General features: G+C 57.4%; 17 protein-coding genes. 4 read left to right on the top strand and 13 right to left on the bottom strand.

Annotated elements, in window-relative coordinates:
* Positions 1-446: 446 nt before the first annotated feature.
* The 5 genes from DMB86_RS15130 to DMB86_RS15150 form a co-directional block, all read right to left on the bottom strand.
* Positions 447-2,297: an alpha/beta hydrolase family protein gene (locus tag DMB86_RS15130; protein WP_227878410.1), complete on the bottom strand. Its 1,851-nt coding sequence runs from the start codon at positions 2,295-2,297 to the stop codon at positions 447-449.
* A 119-nt stretch (positions 2,298-2,416) separates the two neighbouring features.
* Entirely contained in the window at positions 2,417-3,805 is a 1,389-nt protein-coding gene (locus DMB86_RS15135; protein WP_113718533.1) for an FAD-binding oxidoreductase, read from the bottom strand.
* Positions 3,806-3,950: 145 nt separating this feature from the next.
* Positions 3,951-4,706: a maleylpyruvate isomerase family mycothiol-dependent enzyme gene (locus DMB86_RS15140; protein ID WP_227878411.1), complete on the bottom strand. Its 756-nt coding sequence runs from the start codon at positions 4,704-4,706 to the stop codon at positions 3,951-3,953.
* The gene (locus DMB86_RS15145) at positions 4,703-5,317 is read right to left on the bottom strand and encodes a TetR/AcrR family transcriptional regulator (RefSeq protein ID WP_113718534.1); all 615 of its coding nucleotides are present in this window, start codon (positions 5,315-5,317) and stop codon (positions 4,703-4,705) included. The genes DMB86_RS15140 and DMB86_RS15145 overlap by 4 nt, the downstream gene beginning before the upstream one ends.
* 78 nt (positions 5,318-5,395) lie before the next feature.
* The gene (locus DMB86_RS15150) at positions 5,396-6,238 is read right to left on the bottom strand and encodes an IclR family transcriptional regulator (RefSeq protein WP_113718535.1); all 843 of its coding nucleotides are present in this window, start codon (positions 6,236-6,238) and stop codon (positions 5,396-5,398) included.
* 146 nt (positions 6,239-6,384) lie between these two features.
* Here DMB86_RS15150 and DMB86_RS15155 point away from each other — a divergent pair, with 146 nt between their 5' ends.
* The 4 genes from DMB86_RS15155 (at position 6,385) to DMB86_RS20370 (ending at position 10,359) form a co-directional block, all read left to right on the top strand.
* A complete protein-coding gene (locus DMB86_RS15155; protein ID WP_113718536.1) occupies positions 6,385-7,572 on the top strand; it encodes a CaiB/BaiF CoA transferase family protein in 1,188 nt (395 codons plus the stop codon).
* 22 nt (positions 7,573-7,594) lie between these two features.
* Complete coding sequence (locus DMB86_RS15160) at positions 7,595-8,185, top strand: YdcF family protein (RefSeq protein ID WP_227878412.1); 591 nt, start codon at positions 7,595-7,597, stop codon at positions 8,183-8,185.
* Between the two features lie 56 nt (positions 8,186-8,241).
* Positions 8,242-9,381 (top strand): non-hydrolyzing UDP-N-acetylglucosamine 2-epimerase, encoded by a 1,140-nt coding sequence (wecB, locus tag DMB86_RS15165; protein WP_113718537.1) that lies wholly within the window; start codon positions 8,242-8,244, stop codon positions 9,379-9,381.
* Positions 9,382-9,462: 81 nt separating this feature from the next.
* Positions 9,463-10,359, top strand: a complete 897-nt coding sequence (locus DMB86_RS20370) for a hypothetical protein (protein WP_171814515.1) — start codon at positions 9,463-9,465, stop codon at positions 10,357-10,359.
* 112 nt (positions 10,360-10,471) lie between these two features.
* On the opposite strand, the gene DMB86_RS20375 is transcribed toward DMB86_RS20370, so the two are convergent.
* The 8 genes from DMB86_RS20375 to DMB86_RS15190 form a co-directional block, all read right to left on the bottom strand.
* Entirely contained in the window at positions 10,472-11,413 is a 942-nt protein-coding gene (locus tag DMB86_RS20375; RefSeq protein WP_171814516.1) for a hypothetical protein, read from the bottom strand.
* A gap of 296 nt (positions 11,414-11,709) precedes the next feature.
* Positions 11,710-12,870, bottom strand: a complete 1,161-nt coding sequence (locus DMB86_RS15170) for a glycosyltransferase family 4 protein (protein ID WP_113718538.1) — start codon at positions 12,868-12,870, stop codon at positions 11,710-11,712.
* Positions 12,801-14,114 (bottom strand): hypothetical protein, encoded by a 1,314-nt coding sequence (locus DMB86_RS20380; RefSeq protein WP_171814518.1) that lies wholly within the window; start codon positions 14,112-14,114, stop codon positions 12,801-12,803. Before DMB86_RS20380 ends, DMB86_RS15170 begins: the two co-directional genes overlap by 70 nt.
* A gap of 134 nt (positions 14,115-14,248) precedes the next feature.
* Complete coding sequence (locus tag DMB86_RS20385) at positions 14,249-15,445, bottom strand: hypothetical protein (RefSeq protein ID WP_129545560.1); 1,197 nt, start codon at positions 15,443-15,445, stop codon at positions 14,249-14,251.
* Positions 15,446-15,457: 12 nt separating this feature from the next.
* Positions 15,458-17,404 carry a glycosyltransferase family protein gene (locus DMB86_RS15175; RefSeq protein ID WP_171814519.1) on the bottom strand — a complete coding sequence of 649 codons (1,947 nt, stop codon included), beginning with the start codon at positions 17,402-17,404 and terminating at the stop codon, positions 15,458-15,460.
* A gap of 46 nt (positions 17,405-17,450) precedes the next feature.
* On the bottom strand, positions 17,451-18,707 hold the full coding sequence (wecC, locus tag DMB86_RS15180; RefSeq protein WP_113718540.1) for a UDP-N-acetyl-D-mannosamine dehydrogenase: 1,257 nt from the start codon (positions 18,705-18,707) through the stop codon (positions 17,451-17,453).
* Positions 18,708-18,721: 14 nt separating this feature from the next.
* Complete coding sequence (locus DMB86_RS15185; protein WP_335645010.1) at positions 18,722-20,554, bottom strand: glycosyltransferase family protein; 1,833 nt, start codon at positions 20,552-20,554, stop codon at positions 18,722-18,724.
* A gap of 68 nt (positions 20,555-20,622) precedes the next feature.
* Positions 20,623-21,453: an ABC transporter ATP-binding protein gene (locus DMB86_RS15190; RefSeq protein ID WP_227878413.1), complete on the bottom strand. Its 831-nt coding sequence runs from the start codon at positions 21,451-21,453 to the stop codon at positions 20,623-20,625.
* Between the last annotated feature and the right edge of the window lie 34 nt (positions 21,454-21,487).

Genomic DNA, 21,487 nt, shown 5'->3' on the forward strand with positions numbered 1-21,487 from the left:
CCAGCCGCCGCGGTGGCGGGCGTCGTCCAAAGAATCCTTCCTGCCGCCGTCGGCCCCGGTCCGCAAGGACCTGGCCGCGGCGCTCGCGTTACGCGGGGTGGACGTGCCGCGCAGCGGAGCCAATTTCATGTGGCTGCCGGTGGGCTGCGGCGCCGCCAGCCCGGAGGCTGCCTGCCTGGCCGAGGGCGTGAGCGTGCGCCGCTTTGCGGGCGAGGGTGTCCGGTCACGTTGGGCTCCCGGGAGGCGGAGGCAGCAGTGCTTCGCGGCGTGGACGCGTGACTGGGCGCCGGTCGCGAGAGGTGGACGCCGAAGGGCAATGAAGCCGGGGCGGCCCAGTTGATACCGGGCCGCCCCGGGCTTCTGTCGACCAGTTTGAATGACGAAACTGCTTGCCTAAAATCCGAAAGGGTAATACTCGGCCGTCAAGGTTTTGGCGCTTTGGTACGTCAATGGACCGGTCGACTGCTGTCTTGTTCCTCCTCGTCCCAACTGGATGCAACATTCGGCTCAAGTCCGTTGTCTCGCAGGCATTTGAGGGCTCGTTCGACCGCATCGATCTTGCGTTTCAGTTCCTTGAGTCCCGGCGAAGACTCGTCTGAGAACTCGTCGAGCCGCTCATGTTCACGCCTGACATGGATCTCAGTCTCTACCAGCAGCCTCCAGGTGGCCGGATCCTGGTCGATTTCCAGGCGCTTCCGCAGCATGGCTGCAGAAAGCTGGCGTGCAACGACCCCTTCGACGATCTCGGCCGTGGTGGCGGGGCTGGCCAGGCCAAAGGCGATACCGCCGCCCCCTGCGCTAGCGAGGGTGCCAGCCGTCACGAGTCCACCAATCATCCCGCCCGGGCCGAAACTAGCAAGCGCGCTGGTTATTAGGGCGGCCCCGGCAAGACCGGCCCCAGCCGCAAGGGCAAGCCCCGCGGTAGCCACGACCAACGCGGCCGCACCGACGCCGAGGGCTCCCCACTTGATCCAACTCATTCCGCGGGCGCCGCTCAGAACCTCCCGGGCATGTTTGGCTGCAAGGAATACCTCTGTGCCGTATTGGCTTCCAAGTCCCATTTCGGCGGTGAGATCCTCCATGGCCGCCTGGCGTATATCCTTTGGGACCACTATTTCAAAGGGGCGGATGATGTTCTCGGCCGCGAGGATGGTCAGCAACACCACGGCTTGGTCCGCCGGGATGTGGCTGCTCGGTCGCGGCTCAGGCACCGCCGCTTGCGGATCGGAGAAATCAAATGCCAGGCGCGAGATCTGCGACGACGTGGCGCGCCCTTGGTCGGTATTCCACCGCTTGATATCGTCAACGAGCCTTGCCTGCACCTGTCGAAGCGCTCCGGCATAGCGGTCCTTCACGTCACCGGTGAGTTTCATCTTCACCAGGTATGCATACCGAAGCGCCGTCAGCCCCAGGCGTTCGGTGTCGTCCAAGGGGATGTCAGCCCCGATTTCAACATGGGCAACCTCTTTCGAGGTGGACCCGAATAGCGAGAACCCGATGGCTTGTCCGACGGTTTCGTTGGACAAGTATTCCTCCGCAGAATGGGCTTCCAATCCGAACTTTTTCGTCTCTAGCCTAAAATCGACGATCCACGGGAAAACGGACGACACGCCACGATGAGCGGCGACGAGGTCGTTGTCGTTCCAAAAATTGACCCACCATCCCAGGTTGCTTGGCGGATCCTTCAATTCCTCCCGCAACTTGTCAACATTGAAGCTGCCATTTGCGAGCGGGCTTCCGATTGTGACCATGCCGGCAATGTCAAGTCCCACGGGCAATCGGGGCACCAAATCAGCGGCAATCACGGAACCAAGGCTGTGCGCGACGATAACCAGTTTCCCTCGCTTGGGAAGCTTTTCAAGGATACGCGTGAGCACTTGGGCCCTTATTTGACGCTTCGTGAGGTAGTTGTCCGCTTGGATGAACTTGGGATGTCCAACTGCCAAGTTGATGGCGGCATCAAAGCCAGGGAACCCGTTGCCACGCTCATGCCGCCCGAGCCTGAATTCAATGGCTCCCGTGCGGCGTTCAAAGTCACGGCGGTTTTTCTTCGCGGCCTCGCGCGGGAATCGTTTGGCTGTCGTCCCCGGCAAGGGCACTTCTTCGTCCCACCCCTTGAGTGCGTGTGCATACTTAGGAGCAATGACTTTGGCCGCGTCCAAACCGGAATAGCCCAGGCCAGACAGCGTTTCAGCGATCCGTAGCTTCCATCGGTCGCCTGGATCGCCGTCGCCAACGCCATGCAAAAACAGCAAGATCGGTTCGCTTGACATAAAACCCCCATCAACATCACTCATGCATGTTCAGACCGAAACGTCCGAAACTTCCGGGCCAGTCTAACTGAACGGCCCATTGAAGCTGGAACAGATGGCCCGACCTCTATGCTCCATACCAAAATGGAACCGGCAAGCTGCGCCTACCCCGCCAGCACCTTGCCCGGGTTGAGGATCCCGCGGGGATCGAGGGCCTTCTTGATGGCCGCCATGACGGGCAGCGCGGAGGCATGCTCCTTGGCCAGGGACGCCGTCTTGCCCAGGCCGATCCCGTGCTCGCCTGTCGAGGTGCCACCCATGGACAGCGCACGGTCCACGAGCCGGCCGTTGAGCGCGGCGGCCGCGGCGACGGCGTTCTCGTCCCCGGGCGGCAGGACAAAGGCCAGGTGGAAGTTGCCGTCGCCCACATGGCCCACGATCGGCGCCAGGACTCCATGGGCATCGGTGTCCTCCTTGGTCAGCGTGATGCATTCCGCGAGGCGCGAGATGGGAACGCAGACGTCCGTCGGCCAGGTGCTGGAACCGGGCACCAGCGCGGCGTAGGACGGCAGGGCGTCGTGCCGGGCCCGCCAGATCCGGCCGATCCGACCGGGCTCGTCGGCATAGTCCCAGCCCACGCCGTCGTGCCGGTCCACCAGGGCACGCACCGTACTGCTGTGTTCGGCGATGCTGGACGGGGAGCCCTCAAACTCGAAGATGAGCGTGGGCATGACGGGCAGTCCCAGGCCGGTGTAGCGGTTGACGGAGTCCACGGTGACGTCGTCGAGCAGTTCCACACGGGAGATGGGAACGCCCGCCTCCAGCGTCGCCTGCACCACCGCCGTGCAGTTTTCCAGGGTGGGGAAGGAACAGATGGCCACGGCGGTTGCCTCGGGAATTCCGTACACGCGCAGCGTCACCTCGGTGAGTATGCCCAGGGTTCCCTCGGCGCCGACAAAGAGGTGTGTCAGGTCGTAGCCGGCGGCCGACTTGCGCGAGCGCCCGCCCGTCTTGATGACGGTCCCGTCGGCCAGGACCACCGTCAGGCCCAGCACGTTCTCCTTCATGGTCCCGTAGCGGACGGCCGTGGTTCCGCTGGCCCCCGTGGATGCCATGCCGCCTACGCTGGCATCGACGCCGGGTCCCACGGGGAACGTGAGCCCGTGGTCGGCAAGGGCGGCGTTGAGCGAGCTCTTCATGACACCGCATTGGACGGTGGCGTCGAGGTCCCGGGCCCCGATGCGCAGGATCCCGTCCATGCCGGAAAGGTCAAGGCAGACGGCGTCGGCCGTGCTGTTGGCCCCGCCTTCCAGGCCGGTGCCGGCCCCGATCGGCACGGCGGGCACGCCGTGGCGGGAGCAGATGGCCAGCGCGGTGGAGACATCCGCGGTGCTGGTGCAGTGCACCACGGCCGACGGCGGTTCCCAGGGCAGGTGCGAGCGGTCGTGCCCGCGTGCCGCCCGGACGCCGCGGTCCGTGGAGACCTTGCTTCCCAGCGACGCCGCCAACTCGTCAATGGCTGCAGCGTTGGTGCTGGTTGGAAGGGCTGTCATGTGGTGGGCGTCCTTGGTCCTTAGGGGCGGCGCATGCCGCTGCGGCTGCTTTACAGCCACGATACCCACGGTGCCGGGCCACGTGGGGTCACGCGGTGGCTCATCCGAGCCGCGCAGTCGCCGTCGCCATACGCTGTCGCCGTCGTTAGAACGGAACCTGAGTCTCGAGCAGGCCAACCGCGGGCGCCCGGCCTGAAACGGCACGGATGAACTCGATGGCATCCAAGGCCACATCGGGTCCGCCGGCAGCGAACTGCCAACGGCCGCCGGCCGGACCGGTCAGCGTCAGCTGCACGGGCTGGCCATGGCGGGCCGCCCACTCGATGACGACGTCGGCCACGATCACGGCGTCGTGACCGGGCGTCAGGACCGGAGGTCGGCCCGTTGCCAACGCGATGTCCAGGCGGTGCATCCACGGATCCCGGGTCAAAACCGTGTCCGTGAGGAAGCCGATGGTCCACGTTTCGGTTTTTCCGCCGACGATCTGCGAGCCGGGCAGCCTGCGGGCCCGGACGAGTCCAGCGGTGCGTCGCCGGGCCCTCGCCGCCTTTGGCCCGATGGCGGCGAACCGGTCGACGACCTCCGACGTCGAAAGGGTAGCGTGTTCCTCGACCTGGAGCCCTGTGAGGGCATCGATCGGGATGCCTCCACGCTTGCCAGCGAGCCGCTGCTGCCTGATGGTCTCCTTGATCGAGGACGCCATCTCGGCCATGCCGAGGCAATGGCCGGCCATGTCCCGCACGTTCCAGCCCGGACAGTTGGTTGTCCGGTCCCAATCGGCGCCGTCGAGTTCCCGGAGGGCTGATGCGAAGCGTCCGTATTCAGTCTCGGCCAACCGCATCAGCGTGGGCCGGTCAAGGGTGGACACGCGGGGGCGCGCCTGTGTGAGTGTGGCAATCATGGTGTTCTCCTGGGGGTTGGGGGCAGCCCGAGACGATCTGCGAACATGTCCACTGCTTCATCGATGAGCCGGGCCCAGCGGTCTCCGCCGGGATCATTTGCTTGTTGGGCATCGACGAGTCCGCCGACGAGGGCGGTGTAGATGTCGAACTTGCCCTGGTCCCCGCCGCAACGCTCGGTGAACAGGGCGCGTCCACGCTGCAGCACCGCAATGGCGGGGGCGTATGCCTCGGGGCTCGGCTCGAAGCCCGGGATGGTGCGTTGGTTCATCAACTGGTGGCGGGCGAGGTCGGCAACGGCGAAGTCAAAGAACAGGTGCGTCATCGACTTCAGTGCGGCCCGTGGTGATTCGGGGAGTGTTGGTTCGTGCTCCTCGACGAGGGCGAGATAGTCGGACCAGCTCTGCCCGAACATGGCGTCGTAGATGTCGTTCTTTGACGCGAAATAGGAATACAGCGACGGCGCGCGCATCCCAATACGGGAGGCCACAGCTCGAAGCGTGAGGTTCGCCAGGCCATGGTCGCGGGCGATCTCCCAAGCGGCCTCCAGGATCTCGACGCGCGTCGCCTCACGACGTTCAGCTTGCCTATCACGATTCGACGTACCTAACATAGTTAGAATTGTTCGCCTGCGCAGAAGCCGCTGTCAAGAGTCTGCCGGCGGTCGAGCCCGTCGAGACCCCGGCCCTGCCTACCCGCTCGGCCGCAGCCTCCGCGAAATCTCCGCCGCGCAGCGCTTGACCTCGGGCAGCCAATGCGTGGCGAGATCTTCCAGCTGCACGGTCCGCTCCGGCACCGTGCCTTCGGCGGCATGGCGGGCGGCGGCCGCCGTGGACAGCGCCGGCCGGTTGGCCACGGTCAGCGTCACGCTGGCCACGGCGTAGCCGCTGCGGTCCACCACGGGCACGGCCAGGCTCGAGAAGCCGTCGGTGACCTCGTCCTGCTCCCACGAAAAGCCGCGCTCGCGGATGCGGGCCAGCAGCTCGTTCAGCGCCTCCACCGAATGGACCCCATTCTCGTAGCGGGTGGGGAACGCCTCCGGACCCGGGTAGAGCGCGGCCAGCTGGGCGGCTGACATGGACGCCAGCATGGCCCGGCCGCTGGCGGTGAGGTGGGCGGGGAGGCGGACGCCGGCGTCGGTCACCAGTTCGCTCTGCCGCTTGGCCCGCTCCTCGATCACGTAGATGACCTCCCGCCCGTGCATGACGGCCAGGTGCGCGGTTCGCTTGGTGCGGACCACCAGCTGCGCAATGGGAAAGCGGGCGATGCGCTGCAGCGGCGCCTGGCGCGAGTAGCCCGTGCCCAGCTCATGGGCGGTCACACCCAGCGCGTACTTGCGCTCCTCCGGCAGGTGCACCGCGAAGCCGTCGTCCACTAGGGCCGCCAGCAGGTGGTAAGTGGTGGAGCGGGGCAGCCCCACGTCGCGCGCAATGGCAGCGGCGCCCACCGGGCCGGCCTGGGCGGCCACATAACGCAGCACCGAGAGGACGTTCTTGGCGGCCGGCACCTGCGCCGGCGGCTGGGGCGAGTTCATTCCACCATCCTACTGCGCAACATGTCTGTGATCACAGACGCTGCACGGAGACATCATGTGCCGCAGGACCCCTTTCGGTGGTCGGATGGTGGGTACACCTTCCCGGACATCCGGGCCCGCCACGACCCTGAAGGACCGACCCCGCCATGCCCTCGATTCCCGAAGCAGCCCTCCCCTCCCCCGCCGCCGGGCTGGGGCGCCCCGGCTCCCTTGAGGGCCTGCGCGTCCTGGACCTCTCCCGCGTCCTGGCCGGCCCGTTCTGTGCCATGATCCTGGCGGACCTCGGCGCCGAGGTCATCAAGGTGGAGAGCCCTGACGGCGACGACTCCCGCCACTTTGGCCCCTGGTACAACGGCGAGTCCGCCTACTACCGGCTCTTCAACCGCAGCAAGTTCGGCGTCACCATGGACCTTAAGGACGACGGCGAACGCGACCGCCTGCTGGACCTTGCCCGACGCTCCGACGTGGTGATCGAGAACTTCCGCCCGGGCGTCATGGATCGGCTGGGGCTGTCCGCCGAGCGACTCATGGCGGAAAACCCGCGGCTGGTCGTTGTCAGCATCTCCGGGTTCGGCCAGGACGGCCCGCTGCAAAACGCCCCAGCCTACGACCTCATCGCCCAGGCGATGAGCGGGCTGATGTCCATCACCGGCTGGCCCGGCGGGCAGCCCACGCGCGTGGGCATCAGCATCGGCGACGTCATCCCCGGCCTGTACGGCGCCATCGCCGCCCTGGCCGCCATCAACGAGCGGCACACCACCGGCCTCGGCCAGCACATCGACGTGGCCATGCTGGACAGCCTGGTCTCCGTGCTGGAGTCGGTGGGCATGCGCGCCCTGCACGGGGAGGAGCCGGTGGCGTGCGGCAACGACCACGCCATGTCCACGCCGTTCAGCACCTACCAGACCGGCGACGGCGCCATCGCGATTGCCATTGCCGGCGACAGGCTGTTCCCCCGCCTGACCGAGGCGCTAAACCGCCCGGAATGGCTGGAGGACGAGCGATTCAGGGAACAGACGCGGCGCAACGAATTCCCCGTGGAGTTCCGCGAAGCCCTCGAGGCGGCCCTGCTCCCGTTCACGGCGGACGAGGCCATCGAACTCCTGTCCGCCCACCACGTCCCGGTGTCCAAGGTGTCCACGGTGAACCAGGCGCTCAACAGCGAGCATGCCGTTCACCGTGGCGCCGTCGCCACGGAGTCCGACGGCTTCCGCACGCTCGCCTCGCCGCTGCGCCTGACGGGTTCGGTGGCTCCCTCCCCCGCCCCCACGCTGGGCCAGCACAACGCCCTGATCGACCAGTGGGCGTCCGGGCCGCTGCGCACGGGCGCCTGAGCCTCGCGGTTAGAATGGGGCAATGCCCGCCCTCAAAATGCCACGCAAGAAGACTGCCCTCATTTCGATTGCGGTCCTTGCGGCACTCTTCCTGGGCTGGCTCCTGACGGCGTACCAGTTGTTCTACAACGTGCACACGCCGGCACCCAAGCAAGCAGACGCCGTCGTGATGCTGGGCGGAGCCAGCAAGGAGCGCCTGCTGGACGCCATGATGCTGCGGGCCGAGATCAACGCACCGTATCTGGTGATCTCGCACACGAACACCCCGGGCAATGCCAGCGCCGACGACTACTGCAGAACCCACAGCAACAAGGCCACCTATCCCGACGTGGTGTGCTTCACCCCGGGCACCATGGACACCCGCGGGGAGGCCTCGGCGCTGGGCAAGCTGGCCGCGGAGCACCAGTGGAAGACCATGGCAGTGGTCACCTCGAAGTACCACATCCAGCGGGCGGGCCTGCTGATGCGCCAGTGCGTCAACGCGGACGTCACCATGTTCTCCACCACGCCGCAGTTCTCCACGTGGCAGTGGCTGCGCCGGTTCGTCATCGAGACCGGCGGATTGCTGGACGTCCACCTCCGGCCGCAGTGTCAGGCACCCGTCGGCAAATAGTGCGGAATATCTCGGATAAACTGGGTATTCACCGCTCATGATTCCTTGGGGGAATAATGCCCGTCATCATGCCTATTTACGGCACCCGCCCTGAAGCCATCAAGATGGCTCCCATCGTCGCCGCACTTAATGACTCTGATGTTCTTGACTGCCTCGTAACAGTCACCGGACAGCATCGGGAGATGCTGGATCAGGTCAACGACCTCTTCGGCATCACCCCGGACCATGACCTGGACATCCTGCAGCAGGGCCAGTCGCTCTCGGACATCCTCACCCGCACCATCAACGGCCTGGACAAGCTGTTTGCCGTTTCCAAGCCCGACGTCGTTGTGGTCCAGGGCGACACCACTACGTCCACGGCGGGCGCCATCGCCGCGTTCTACCGCGGCATACCTGTGGTCCACGCCGAGGCGGGCTTGCGATCCCACAACTTGTTCTCCCCTTTCCCCGAAGAAGCCAACCGCAAGATCACTACTCAGATTGCCAGCCTCCATCTGGCACCTACCAGCACCAGCAAAGCAAATCTGCTGGCCGAGGGTGTCAAGGCAGAAGACATCGTGGTCACGGGCAACACCGTGATCGACGCCCTGCTCACCACGGTGGACAAGAAGGTTCCGTTCACGGATCCGGCACTCGAGAAGCTGGCCGCGCGCGGCCGCAAAATCCTGCTGGTCACCACCCACCGCCGCGAAAACCAGGGCGACGCCATGCGGGCCGTGGGACGCGCACTGGCCCGCATCGCCAAGGCCGAACCCGAGCTCGTGATCGTGCTGCCTGCCCACAAGAACCCAGTGGTTCGCGAAGCCGTGCTGCCGGCCATTGAGTCGCTGCCGAACGTCATGGTCACCGAGCCGCTGGCCTATGGCGAGTTCACGCGCATGCTGTCTCTGGCGCACGTGGTCCTGACGGACTCCGGCGGCGTGCAGGAGGAAGCACCCAGCCTTGGCAAGCCGGTACTGGTCATGCGGGACAACACGGAGCGCCCGGAGGCTCTCGCAGCTGGGACTGTAAGGCTCATCGGCACTGACGAGGAACGAATCGTCACCGAGGTCAGCCAACTCCTCCACGACCCCGCCCACTTTGAGGCCATGGCGAACGCGGTGAACCCCTATGGCGACGGCAAGGCCGCCGCCCGAACAGCCGCGGCCATCGCCCACTTACTAGGCATTGGCTCTAGGGTTGACCAATTTGAATAAATACCAGTTCGGCCAAATCAACCAATTGACATCGGCCAAAATAGAACACCACACGCGCCACAACAGATAAACACACCTGGGATGAATATGCGGACACGATTCATTGACACCAAAGCAAATAAAGTCACCCGCTTCGCGAGCCTGACTGAATACACATCGACGCCGACCGTTCCACTCGGCATCACGACAATAATGGATAACGGGATCCCCATCGATGTACTAAATAGCGACATTGGGTCCGATACCACGATCGTATTCTTTCACGGGGCAATCGAAAAGACCCATACGCTCCCCGTATTGTCAGGTCAAGGCATTTCCACAAATGTCGCGGCCAATAGAATATTCGTATCGGACCCAACACTCGGTCTCTCAGATGAGCTCCTGCTTGGATGGTATGCCGGCAACAGACACCAAAACCTTCAATCTATTTTAGAACGAATAATTCGCAAAATCTGGGAAAGTCACAATTCCCGACGAATTGCTTTTTTTGGAGGCTCGGGAGGCGGATTCGCTTCATTGTACTTCGCTTCGCGTTTTCCCGAATCACTGGCGATCGCATTCAATCCACAAACAGATATCGGGCAGTACAATGATCACGCTGTAATTGCGTACGCTCGAAATGCCTTTAACCTAAATATTACGAAGGCATCTGAAATCGACCGCACTCCGAAGTCAATAATCACCAACCTAGTCGAAATATACGCTAATTCGCTGAATTGCGATATAGCTTACATTCAGAATCTCAATGATGAAACACACATCCAACGACATATGAATCCATTCATCGAGTCGCTAAACAACAAAAACCGCATAGCAGTCCTTGCGGATAAATGGCGGGCTGGACACACTCCTCCGCCCAAGGAAATATTAACGAATATTCTGGAACATATAGCTGGGGGACAAGACTGGCAAACTTCGCTCAGAGAAGCAGGGTTTAGAATCACTAAAGACTCTACCCGGCCAAGCGAGCCGGCGTAGGGTCGCCGCCCGGAGAGGTAGCCCAAAGGCCAAAGGATTCCTGCATACGTAGCGTCCTGGGGTATGGGTCGGGTATCCGGACACCCGGCACCCTAACCCACCCGAAAGGGACTCACAACAATCTTTGTCCCCCAAGGTCCCGTACCATTTCTGTCATTGGACCGCGGATAAAACCAACGGCTGACAACCCGGAATCCCAGTCTCCGGAACAACTCGCCGCCGCGGTTAGTATTTCTTGGATTTTATCCTTCGGTGCCGGTACGTGTCCGTCCCCGCCATCCTCGCCCCAACGTTCCATAAGAACATATACATTAGGATTCGAAGGAACGCCGTTGATGAATGGAATAAGGTGTTTTTGTATATGAAAGAAGTCACGCACATTTTGCATATAGCCAACCGTATTTTCGAATCCATCAATATAGGCCGAAACTAGATCATGCTGAACCGAATTTGGCAACTTCCCGAGATCACCATCATCCACTGACCAAGCGTTCGACAAATACCTATCCACTGCAGTTGGGTAGTATTCAGCCAAACTTGTCTGCGGATTCATGGCAAGCGCAAGAGATCCAGAAAATTGTCTCGACAGCGCAAGCGCCGCAAATCCACCGCCAGAACTTCCAAAGAATATCAAATTCTTAGAATTGGTCGACGCAACAATTCTTTCGATGATGGACACCAGCTGCCGCTGCAGGTCGACTTGCACCATAGAACCGGCGTACCAAGAAAGACCGAGCTTCTCAGAGATGTAGAGCGATGGGTCCGAAATGAAAATTCGGCTGGCCGGAAGTCCTCTCGTGACTCCAAATCCAACGAGCATAGGCAAAGGCGCCTGAGAATCTATGGCACCGTGGAGGCTCACAATGGTTGTGTCTGAATCAGCCGGGCTGTTCATGACATCTATGGGGACGCCATTGCTCCCAATAGACAAAATACCAGGAGGAACGATCTCCGCCGATAAGAAACCTCCAAGATCACTAAATCCAGTAACCCGATGAACGGATCGATCTATGATTTGATCCCGCATCACATATTCCCCGATCTTATAGTGCAAAACGTCGCATAATAAACAAATACTTCGTTTCGCAGAAATTTTATTGACTTACATTGATCGCAATAATCCTGCAGTAAAACGGCGAAATCAGCATGGTGAAATACATGCGCCATCTAGAAATCAACAACGTTAGATTCCGTAGTCTGAACGACTGCCAGTTATTGCATCTACCTGTCAAATCACTCTCCGCACTGACCGCACAAAGCTAAGTAGTGAAAATAGCGGCACGGTCTTAGAACAAATAGACTTTACCGGCCAATGGTCGAATTCAAAAGTAGCCATACACCATAGGCCGACTAACCCACCGCCTGTTCCAGCAAACTACCGAGTTCTAAATCGATACGGCTCTGGCGCAATAGCGGCGCAATCCTTGCCCTTGATCGCACCTGCTCGATCCCGTAGGAATCGTAGTCTCCAAACAATCGCACCAATTCGATATCTCCTTCATCTGTCCAGGGTGAAATTGGGATTGGGAACCCACCAAAATTACCCCAAAGCCCAATATCCAGTCGACGGCCTGTTTGTAGCCCAAATGTGCCCTGTGATCCAGTAGCGATCGTTGGCGTTCCTGCAGCAATGCCTTGGGCTGCTCCTCGACCCGAGGCAAAGACCAAGGAACTACGCCGGAGAATCCTAGGAACGTCAGACATACTCATCCAACCAAGCCATTCAACTTCGACATTATCGTGATGGCGACTGAATTCAGTAAACAACCGATCGGCCTCCGACACCCCATTACCATCTCCGGGGACTCTGATTCTCCACCGTCTGCCTGGATGTTGCGCAGCTAGTAAGGCCATACCTGAGAATACGGAATCCCATAACAGACGTTTGTCCGGATCAAGCCTCGAAAGAACCACCACATCGTAAGTACCCGAGGAGATATTCAATTTTTCATCAAGAGTCAATATGCGGCAATCGAATATCTGATCGTCAACTCCATTCCTCATCGTCACTACTAATTCAGGAGAAACATTCGTTTCACGACACAACATATTTACCAAGGCAGGGCTCACCGCAGTCGTAATTCGTGCACGATCGAACCAAGTAGAATAAGCGTCAAGATAATTTCCATGAAAACTCGCAACGAAAGGAATCCCCAAGATCCCAGCCACACGCACGCCGACCTCCCTGGCGACAAAAGGATGGCAATAGACAAGGTCATAGGAATCCACTGCGGCAATCCGCCGAGCAGTGGCAGCAGAGTCTTCATCCAAACCGTAACGCAACACATTGACCCCGGCTATTAGCAGGAGGTCAGGCAACCTAGTACCCGTGCAGAGTACATCTACTATGTGGCCTCGGGAAACCAAACTCTTCGCAGCGAAATATATGTTTTCGTGCAAACCACCCCAATCGGAGACAGCGTGCATGGTTATCAGAATTCTCAAAGGTCCGCCAATCCCAAAGAATGCGACCCCAGAGAGTGCGACGCCCGCGCGAACCCTATCGGCCATGGATTAGGGATGGAGATGTCAATATTTTCATACGATAACGTTTCGGATATTGCCACTTTCACGGGCCAATCGGATCTACCAATTTCAGCCGCTATCAAATCCCCTGCAAGCCGACTCAGAAAATTACTCCTAGCATTAAAACACTGGTAATTTACACGACGCGTCCAGTCCAAGTGACTCCGAGCCATAGCGATTTGAAGTACCCTCATTGCGCGTGATGCCTTGATATCCCAATAAATCAGAGCCAAATCTGTGCGACAAATATCGGTCATTATATCGATGGGTACTGGATGGCGAGAAAATAGTTCGCCTAGGACGCCGTCAGAAACTGGAACATCAGCCTCCGTAGCATCAAACACGGCATCTTCGACGTCAAGGCCGACGGCAGCAAGCGCAGCTGAATAATCGATTTCCCTATAGAACCGATTTTCTGCTAAATCGCTCAGAATGAGCCAAGCACCATCGCTCGGGTTGTTCGCGAAGTAGGTCCTAATATCTGACCGTATTGGCTCTAGCTTGTGGGGTTCTAGATAATCGATAATCCGGGCAATCGATGTATTACTAATCGACTCACCAAAATTGGAGATACGAACTGGCGAACAAATTGCCGTATTCATAAAATTCTGAATACCACTGATTACGGTCGATAATTCGCTCTCACGATTCACCTCTGTCGTGCCAATTGGTTTGTAACGCGTCGACCCGGCTTCAAAAAGAACTACGTCGGTGTAGGGCCCGACTAACAGTATCGGAAGGGCGCCGAACAGTGCCGCAATCACAGGGACCTGGGTACAGCGCGAATTATTAGGCGAATCGAATCGAAAATCGGTCCCGTACGCCATTTGACCGACGCCGTCAGATAATACCCCAGTCGGACCTTCGAAGGAGTCAAACCAAACGTGATCCACCGGTTCCGACTCATCCATGCACAGTCCCAAAAGCGTCTCGATTAGCTCGCTGCGGATACCGTTCGGGGCTAAAATAAGGGTCTTACTTTCAAACCCCGCAGCCATCATTTGGTCTCGAAGAAATTTTGGAGGAAATGAAGACACTGACAAATTCTGCAATTTATTTCCAGTAGAGCTGCACGGCACGATCATACGTTCGATGAATCGCCAACTGTCGATACTAATGGCATAGTCCGTCCTGACTGTGATGGACGAAGCTTTGTCCGAATCTGTGAGGGACTTTAATTCCCAGGCGAGTTGAATAACGACAAAAAGTTCAGTCTCCAGGTTCGACAAATCTAAATCCCCATACTGGATGTGCCAAGACCGATGCTCGACCGATTCTATCGTCCCTTCGCCGGCCTGGAGGGTCGACGAAAAGTCGACCCTAGACCCCGATATAACCGGCAAATGTACCGTGAATTCACTCGTCATTCTACGACACCATTGGCAGGACGCCCCCAGGTGTGGAGCAGTACGTCCGGTGCGGCGTCTTGACGAATAAACCGCCATGACTTAAGTAGCGATGTCAGCTCATCAGGCTCCCTCGTATAGACTTCCGACAATCGGGGAACGGATATAATTTTCAAGGAAAGATAACTGGGCACGCTCCTGCAAAAGTCCCCCAGCAGCTCCATAGTCTTCGACGAAGGCTCAGTGACTAAAATGCAAATGGCCTCTGACGAGCCAACCCCCACCTGTCCAAGAATACCGTCTATGGCTAGATCCACAGCTCCAAAGACATTAGATCTCTGTCCAAGAGCCTCAGCCGAAATGGCACTCAGCCTAATATCAGTATCAATAACATATAGCGAAAGGCTTGGGTTTCCATATTCTGAAAGGAAATAAGTCAGGGAATCAATGCCAAAATCGACAATAACTGCGTCCTTGCTGATCGCCTCTGCAGCACGCTGAATAATCCGGGGGGCCACTGTGAATGACCTCGGAGCGACCCCGCCCGACTGGAAGTATATTCGGTCGATCCAAGTGATAAGATTTGAATTCCAAATTTCTAGGTCGTTTGCGTGATATTCTATATCACCCGCTACTAATACTCTCGCTGACGCGTCCGGTACATCCTCATCAAACGCAACAAAATGCTGATGTGCAGTACACGCACTCGCGTCGTGTTGCGTAGGCTCATCATCACTAGCAGGAACAAGTACACTGCCGATGCCTTGGCTCGCCGTCACCAAATCCAACAAGCGACCGTTCAATCGACCTACTCCATTGTTAATCAATTGCAGGCCCGCGGTCGTCTCACGCATATGGTAGGACACGGCCGCAGTTCTGGCCTCTTCGTGAACCCGCGCGGCGCCAGCTATTTCTTCAGCCAAAACTTCATATAATGCTGAAACGTCCCCCGCGGACTCTCGCACAACTACACCTAGTTGCTTGATTCTTTTCTCTTCAGCCCTGCGGAAAGTAAGAACGACGTCAATCAATCGTTGTAGAAGCAAAAGGATACCGCAGCCAAGGAAAAATAGACTCAAGAACGGAATGAGGCTCCAATAACTATCTGACTCCGCAGCCTGAAGCGTTGTTCCAATTACGCCAATGACCCCGAGTGATCCGAGCAATATAAAATTACTCCGCCGGCGTAGCAACACGGCAAATGTTCTACTCACTATTCTAACCCCTCAGACTGACACGTGCCGCAATGGGGAGCCATAGACGCACACTGGCCCAGATGCGAATAACTCATGATCTCCAACCTGCCAGGTGTGTTCCGAAGTGTTGGCTTTGCGGTTTATAACATAATTAAAACGGTCGGCGGAATAGATTAGCCCACCAGAAGAAGCTATCTCCCTTAGAAACGTAGAGTCTTCAGAGACACTTAGATCACGAAACGGATTTTCGACAAATGTTTCACGACGGGCCGTCAAAGTTGCACCGCGAACAAAATCCGAATAACGGTGTTCATGTGATTCGTATGTCAAAACCGTTGCATCTTTAGATTCAAAGTATATATACGTGGCCGCCTTTCCAACTACATCGGCACTTGAATAGTGAAGAGCGTGCACAAGGTCGGGAATATAATTTTCTGCATAAAAGTCATCATCATCCATTTTACTAAGTACGTCCCCCTCCGCCATTCCAACCATCTGATTCAGACAACTACCCAAACTACGTTCGCGGGGGGCACTCATGAGAGCTAAGTTTTCTATACCGTATTCTGAGGCACGCTTCCGTAGTTCTCGTTCTTCGATATCAAATCCGTGTGTATTGAGAACTAACTGAATATCCCTATACCTTTGCCGGCCTACATTTTGTAGAATCGTATCTATCTGATCAGGACGAATCGTAGGTGCAAGGACGGATACACTTGGACTGGCGTCGTCCACGGTTAGGCCAATATAGCCACAGACTTCCTTGACCCTCTGAGAATACGTGTGGTTTTCCCAGATATGGCGCTGGGCAATGTGCAATTTCCGTGTTCGGTAATCTTCGCTTCGTAGCAATCCTCGAATCTGGTGGTAGGTGTCTTTTTCGTCAACTACAACAGGAATCGACTGGTCAGGGAAAAACTCCTTAATTGCAGGCGTGGGAGGAGTGACCACTGTTGCACCGGAGGCAGTGATTTCAAAAATCCTTCTGGCGCACATACTAGGAGAATCCGTGACACTGTTCACATTGAGGAAGATCTTATACGCGTGATAAGCGGTAAGCATTTCATCATATTTCAGACTGCCCCTGACATTGTCCGAAAACGGCGAAGGGAATTGGTAGTTAGGATCCCCACCCAGTTGTCTTGAATATATGTCTAGACTAAATTCGTTGGCAGCGGGGAGGAGATAGTCCATTTGAGCACGACGTTCGGGATATTTATGATGGAAATACATGCCGCCAAACGCAACCTCGCGATCCCGCGTCACTTTTCCGGGCCTCGCTGGATTGTGTAGCCTTGGCTGGGCAGCGAATGGCAACACGTGGATTCGGTCATGCCCTAGGTCGGCCTTATACTTGGGAATGCACGTAACATCAGAAGTTAGCACAACGTCGAATAGCGCGGCAGTTCTAAGGAAGTCTTCATAGTGGGGAGGATCTTCTTTGTTCCAAAAAACCGTTGGAATTGATTCGTCTCCACACCATTTCAATAGCTCAATAACTTCTATACGCGGCGCACTGGGGCCCGTGAACATGTAAGTCCAGCTACCATCATTGCCTTGCCAGGCGGACTCCACAAAAAGCAAGTCGGGTCTTTCGTTTTCCATTTGATCTCGCCAACCCGTTGGGCTCAGTACAATATTCGTCCATTCAAATGAGAAGGCGGCCTGAGAAAAAGGGTCAAGAATTGAAGCGACGCGAAGTTCCGGGCGGTTCGGATTGGACCCTATTGGCTCGTATGCCGCAAATTCATACGGCGAAACCGTCGTGCTCTTCGAACCCCTTGAAGCATGAATTGAGCGTCCCGCTACATCATTAGCGCGCGCGCTATTGATGTTTGTCCTGCCTGAATCTCCCTTTACAAAAAGAAGTCGGTCAAAGTCCTCTAGTGCCCTAGTCGCCTCTTCCGTTGCGATTCGCGAGTCAGCGGCAGCCTTCCGAAAGGCGTCAGAGCTGTCTTCATCGACCAATTCTAGCAATGCTCCTATGGCGCTACTTAGGCGAGCTGAAGCGGAATTACGGCTATTAGGCAACATTCAAGATTCCCCGCGTGTCAATGAGTGATTTGCCCGTCAATGACGCGAAATTAAATGACTTAACGGCTTCATGGTCCACGAGAATTACTACCACTTTCGATCGGCCAACGGCTGCATCAATGTCCATGAGGGCAACGCGGTCATAACCAACGAGGGCGATTGGTAGGGAATTGACATGAGGTTCAACAACATTAATTCGTGTCTTCGGCAACCGACCAGCAAGATCAGCAGTGATACCTACCGAGGGTGACTCTCTCAGATCATCGATATTAGCCTTAAACGCCAGTCCAAGCACCGCAACTTCAGCTTCAGGGTCATGTTTGGATAATTCGGCGAGTACGCGGTCCCGCACCCAATGAGGTTTAGAATCATTGACTTCACGTGCCTGACGTATCAGCTTGGATTCGTTGGGAGCAGCGGCAACTATAAACCAAGGATCGACGGCAATGCAATGTCCACCCACACCGGGCCCTGGTTGCAGAATGTTGACTCGAGGATGATGGTTTGCAAGGCGAATAAGTTCCCATACATCTATGCCTATCTTGTCACTTATGATGGAAAGCTCATTAGCAAAGGCTATATTAACATCACGATATGAATTCTCAACCAATTTTGCCATCTCGGCAGTCTTAGCATCAGAGATGAGAATTTCGCCTTGGCAAAATACACTGTATAGTTCCTTGGCCATATCAGCGGCTTCTCTAGTGATACCGCCCACAATTCGGTCATTGGTAACGAGCTCGATCATGACTCTGCCTGGCAGTACGCGCTCTGGGCAGTGCGCCAGCAGAATCGTGGCCTTGCCATTAGAACCATCCAGGCTCAAATCGGGACGCAACTCTACGAGCAAGTCCCCGAGGTGCTGGGTCGCACCTGGCGGCGAAGTTGATTCAAGGATGACGAGTTCTCCACCATTAAGATGAGGCGCGATTCCCTTGGCTGCCGCATCAATATATGACAGGTCCGCCGTATGATCCTCGTTGAATGGCGTAGGAACTGCAACAATGTATGCGTCGGCTGCCGGAGTATCCGTCGTCGCCTTCAGTTTACCTTGACTAACGGCACCTGCGACATGCGCTGCCAGGTCCGGTTCGACAAATGGGACCTGCCCAACATTAACAGCATCCACCGTTTTTTGGTTGACGTCGACTCCGACAACATCGATGCCGTTGACAGCAAGTATAGCGGCCGTCGGCAACCCGATATAGCCAAGTCCAATAACGGCAACGGTTTGTATTTTAGACATTTAAATAGTCCCCATCAGATTGATACTTGATTCTTTGGATCGCCAAAGAACTTGAGGTCGCCGGATGCGAGTAATTCGGCGTCTTCCACTTGCCAGGTGTGGCCGTCTCCGGCCCGCACTTGGTAAAAATTGAAACGGTCCGCAGAATATATCTGCATCCCGGATGTTCCGGCACTGCGTAAAAAGCCCGAGTCTTCTCCAATGCCTAGGGCTGGGAAAGGGTTGGCAACGAAAATTTCTTTGCTAGCGACGATAGTGGGCCCCATGACGAAGTCAGTGTATCGGTGCTCCCTATGGCCAAACCGCAGGATAGTGGCCTTGGATGCGGCCAGATGCATGTAATGCGCCTGCTTACCCACCACATCTGCCTTGGAAAAGTCCATCGCGAAGATCTGGTCCGAAAGGTAGGAGGTGCCGTAAAAGTCGTCATCGTCAATCTTGGCCAATATATCCCCATCTGCCGCATTCACGCAGCGGTTTAGACACTCCCCCAAAGTCACATCTCGTCCGGCCTTCAAGAGAATAACGTCCGTAAGCCCATAACGGTTCTGCAGCTCACGCAAAGTTTTCTCTTCCAGTTCAAAACCGTGTGTCAGTAGTACCAGCTGGGTGGAGATCCCTCGTTGCCCGGCGACAGTCCGGAACACATCTTCCACCTTGTGTGGTCGGATCGTCGGCACCAACGCGGAGGCCGTAGGTCGCTTCATGCCTGATGTCCTGGCCGGCAGGGCACGGGCAAGCACTGATTCCACGCGGTGCGCGTAAGTATGTTCCTGCCAAATGCGCCGCTGGGCCAGGTGTGCCGTCCTGTCATTGAGCTCGGCATTCTTCACCAGGGCCCGGCTCAGGTGGGCCGCCGCCTGGCGGGTGTCCGCAACGGGGACCTCGTCTGCCGTGAAGAAGTTCCTGATGGCCGCGCTGGGGGTGCTGATGACCGGCGTCCCGGCTGCGGAGATTTCAAAGATCCGGCGGGCGCACATGCTGGCGGAGTCCACCACGGAATTGACATTGAGGAAAACCTTGTACGCCTTATAAGCGGAAAGCATCTGTGGATACGTAAGTGAACCAACCACGCGTGAATCGAGTTGTGCCGGGAACTGGTATTCGGCATTGCCGCCCAGCTGTCGGGAGAAGATCTCCAGGCCGGTGTTCATCTTGGCCGAGGCATCCATGACGCCATTGAGTAGGAGGTCCATTTGTTCTCGGCGCTCGGGGTACTTGTGGGCAAAGTACATGCCGCCAAAGGCCGCGTCTCGCCGGTGCCAGCCCTTTGCCGGGCGAACGGGGTTGTGCACGGCGGGTTGCGCGGCAAATGGCAGCACGCCTATGCGGTCGTGGCCCAGATCGGTACGATAGCTGTCAATGCGGCCCTCATCGGAGGTGAAGACAACATCGAAGAGCTTGGCCGCCGGCAGGAAGTCGTCGTAGTGCGGCGGGTCTTCCTTGTTCCAAAAGACCGTGGGGATGCCACGTTCCCTGCAGGCGGCGAGCATATCGATGAACGTCTGTTCCGGACCACCGTCCCCGGCAATTTTCCCGCGCCAAAGCCGCTCATTGCCTGCCCACGCTGATTCGATGAAGACCAGGTCCAGGCCTTCCAGCTGTTCCGCCCAGGCGACTGGATCCAGTGCCACCGCATTCCACTCGAAGCGTAAGGCCATAGCGGAAAACTCATCAAGGATGACCCCAACGGTGAGGTCCGTGCGGCGGGGATCGCCCAGCGGAAGATCGGCAGCAATAAAGGACAGGCGACGTTTCTTGCCACGGCCCACCCATCCTGCTTCAACGCCCTGCACGCTAGTGGGAGCAGTAAATCCAAGTTCTACATGTCGGCGCTTCTGCCACAACTTCAATTCTGCCAGCCCGCCGGTCCTTAGGTGCCACAAGGCAGTCCTAGATTCATTGAATGTATACATCAGGCACCAACCGCAAATCGGCGGCCGCTATTTGTCGTGTTTACGACGTTGGCAACCACAAGTGAAGCCCGAATTTCAGCGCGAAGTTTCTGGGCGGAGTTGTGATTTCCGTCGGAGAGCAACTTCGTGAACTCTGTATACTTTTTCGTGACCGCCTTGGGACTTCCGTCCATGATGAGGTCCCCCTTGTCCAGCCAGACAACGCGCCCCGTCATGTCTTTGATGGTGTCCAAGCTGTGACTAACCAAAAAGACACAGCCTGCTTTCGCACGAAGTTCGTCCATTCGGAGCTTACTGCGGGCTGCAAATTGGGCATCACCGGTGTTAAGGGCCTCATCGATGAGCAGGATCTCGGGGTTACCGCAGGCGGCAATGGCGAAGCGGAGTCGGGACCCCATACCGGATGAGTACGACTTCATCGGAAGATGGATGGATTCTTCAAGTCCTGAGACTTCAACAATCTCATCATATCGTTCGTCGATTTCATTCCTGCTCAATCCCATTGCCAGGCAACCTAGAACAATGTTTTGGTCCCCGGACAACTCCTGCACCAGGGCTGCATTGACGCCTAGCATGATCGGAGTACTGGATGCATGGATGGCCCCGCTCGTGGGCCGCACTTGCCCACTTACTAGCTTCATCAATGTGCTTTTACCCGAACCATTGCGCCCGATAATGCCCACGGACTCACCGCGACGGACCACCAAGGACAGTTTATTCAGGGCATTGACTGTGACGGTGTTTGCTCTGGGGGTCATACGCCGTAGCAACTTCCAACCGAGGTTGGGCTCGATGGATTGCACCTCGGTGGAAATTACTTGGTATTTCATGGCTACATTTTCGGCGACGACACAGGGATCCGTT

Origin of the sequence: Arthrobacter dokdonellae (assembly GCF_003268655.1) — a bacterium.
Taxonomy (GTDB): domain Bacteria; phylum Actinomycetota; class Actinomycetes; order Actinomycetales; family Micrococcaceae; genus Specibacter; species Specibacter dokdonellae.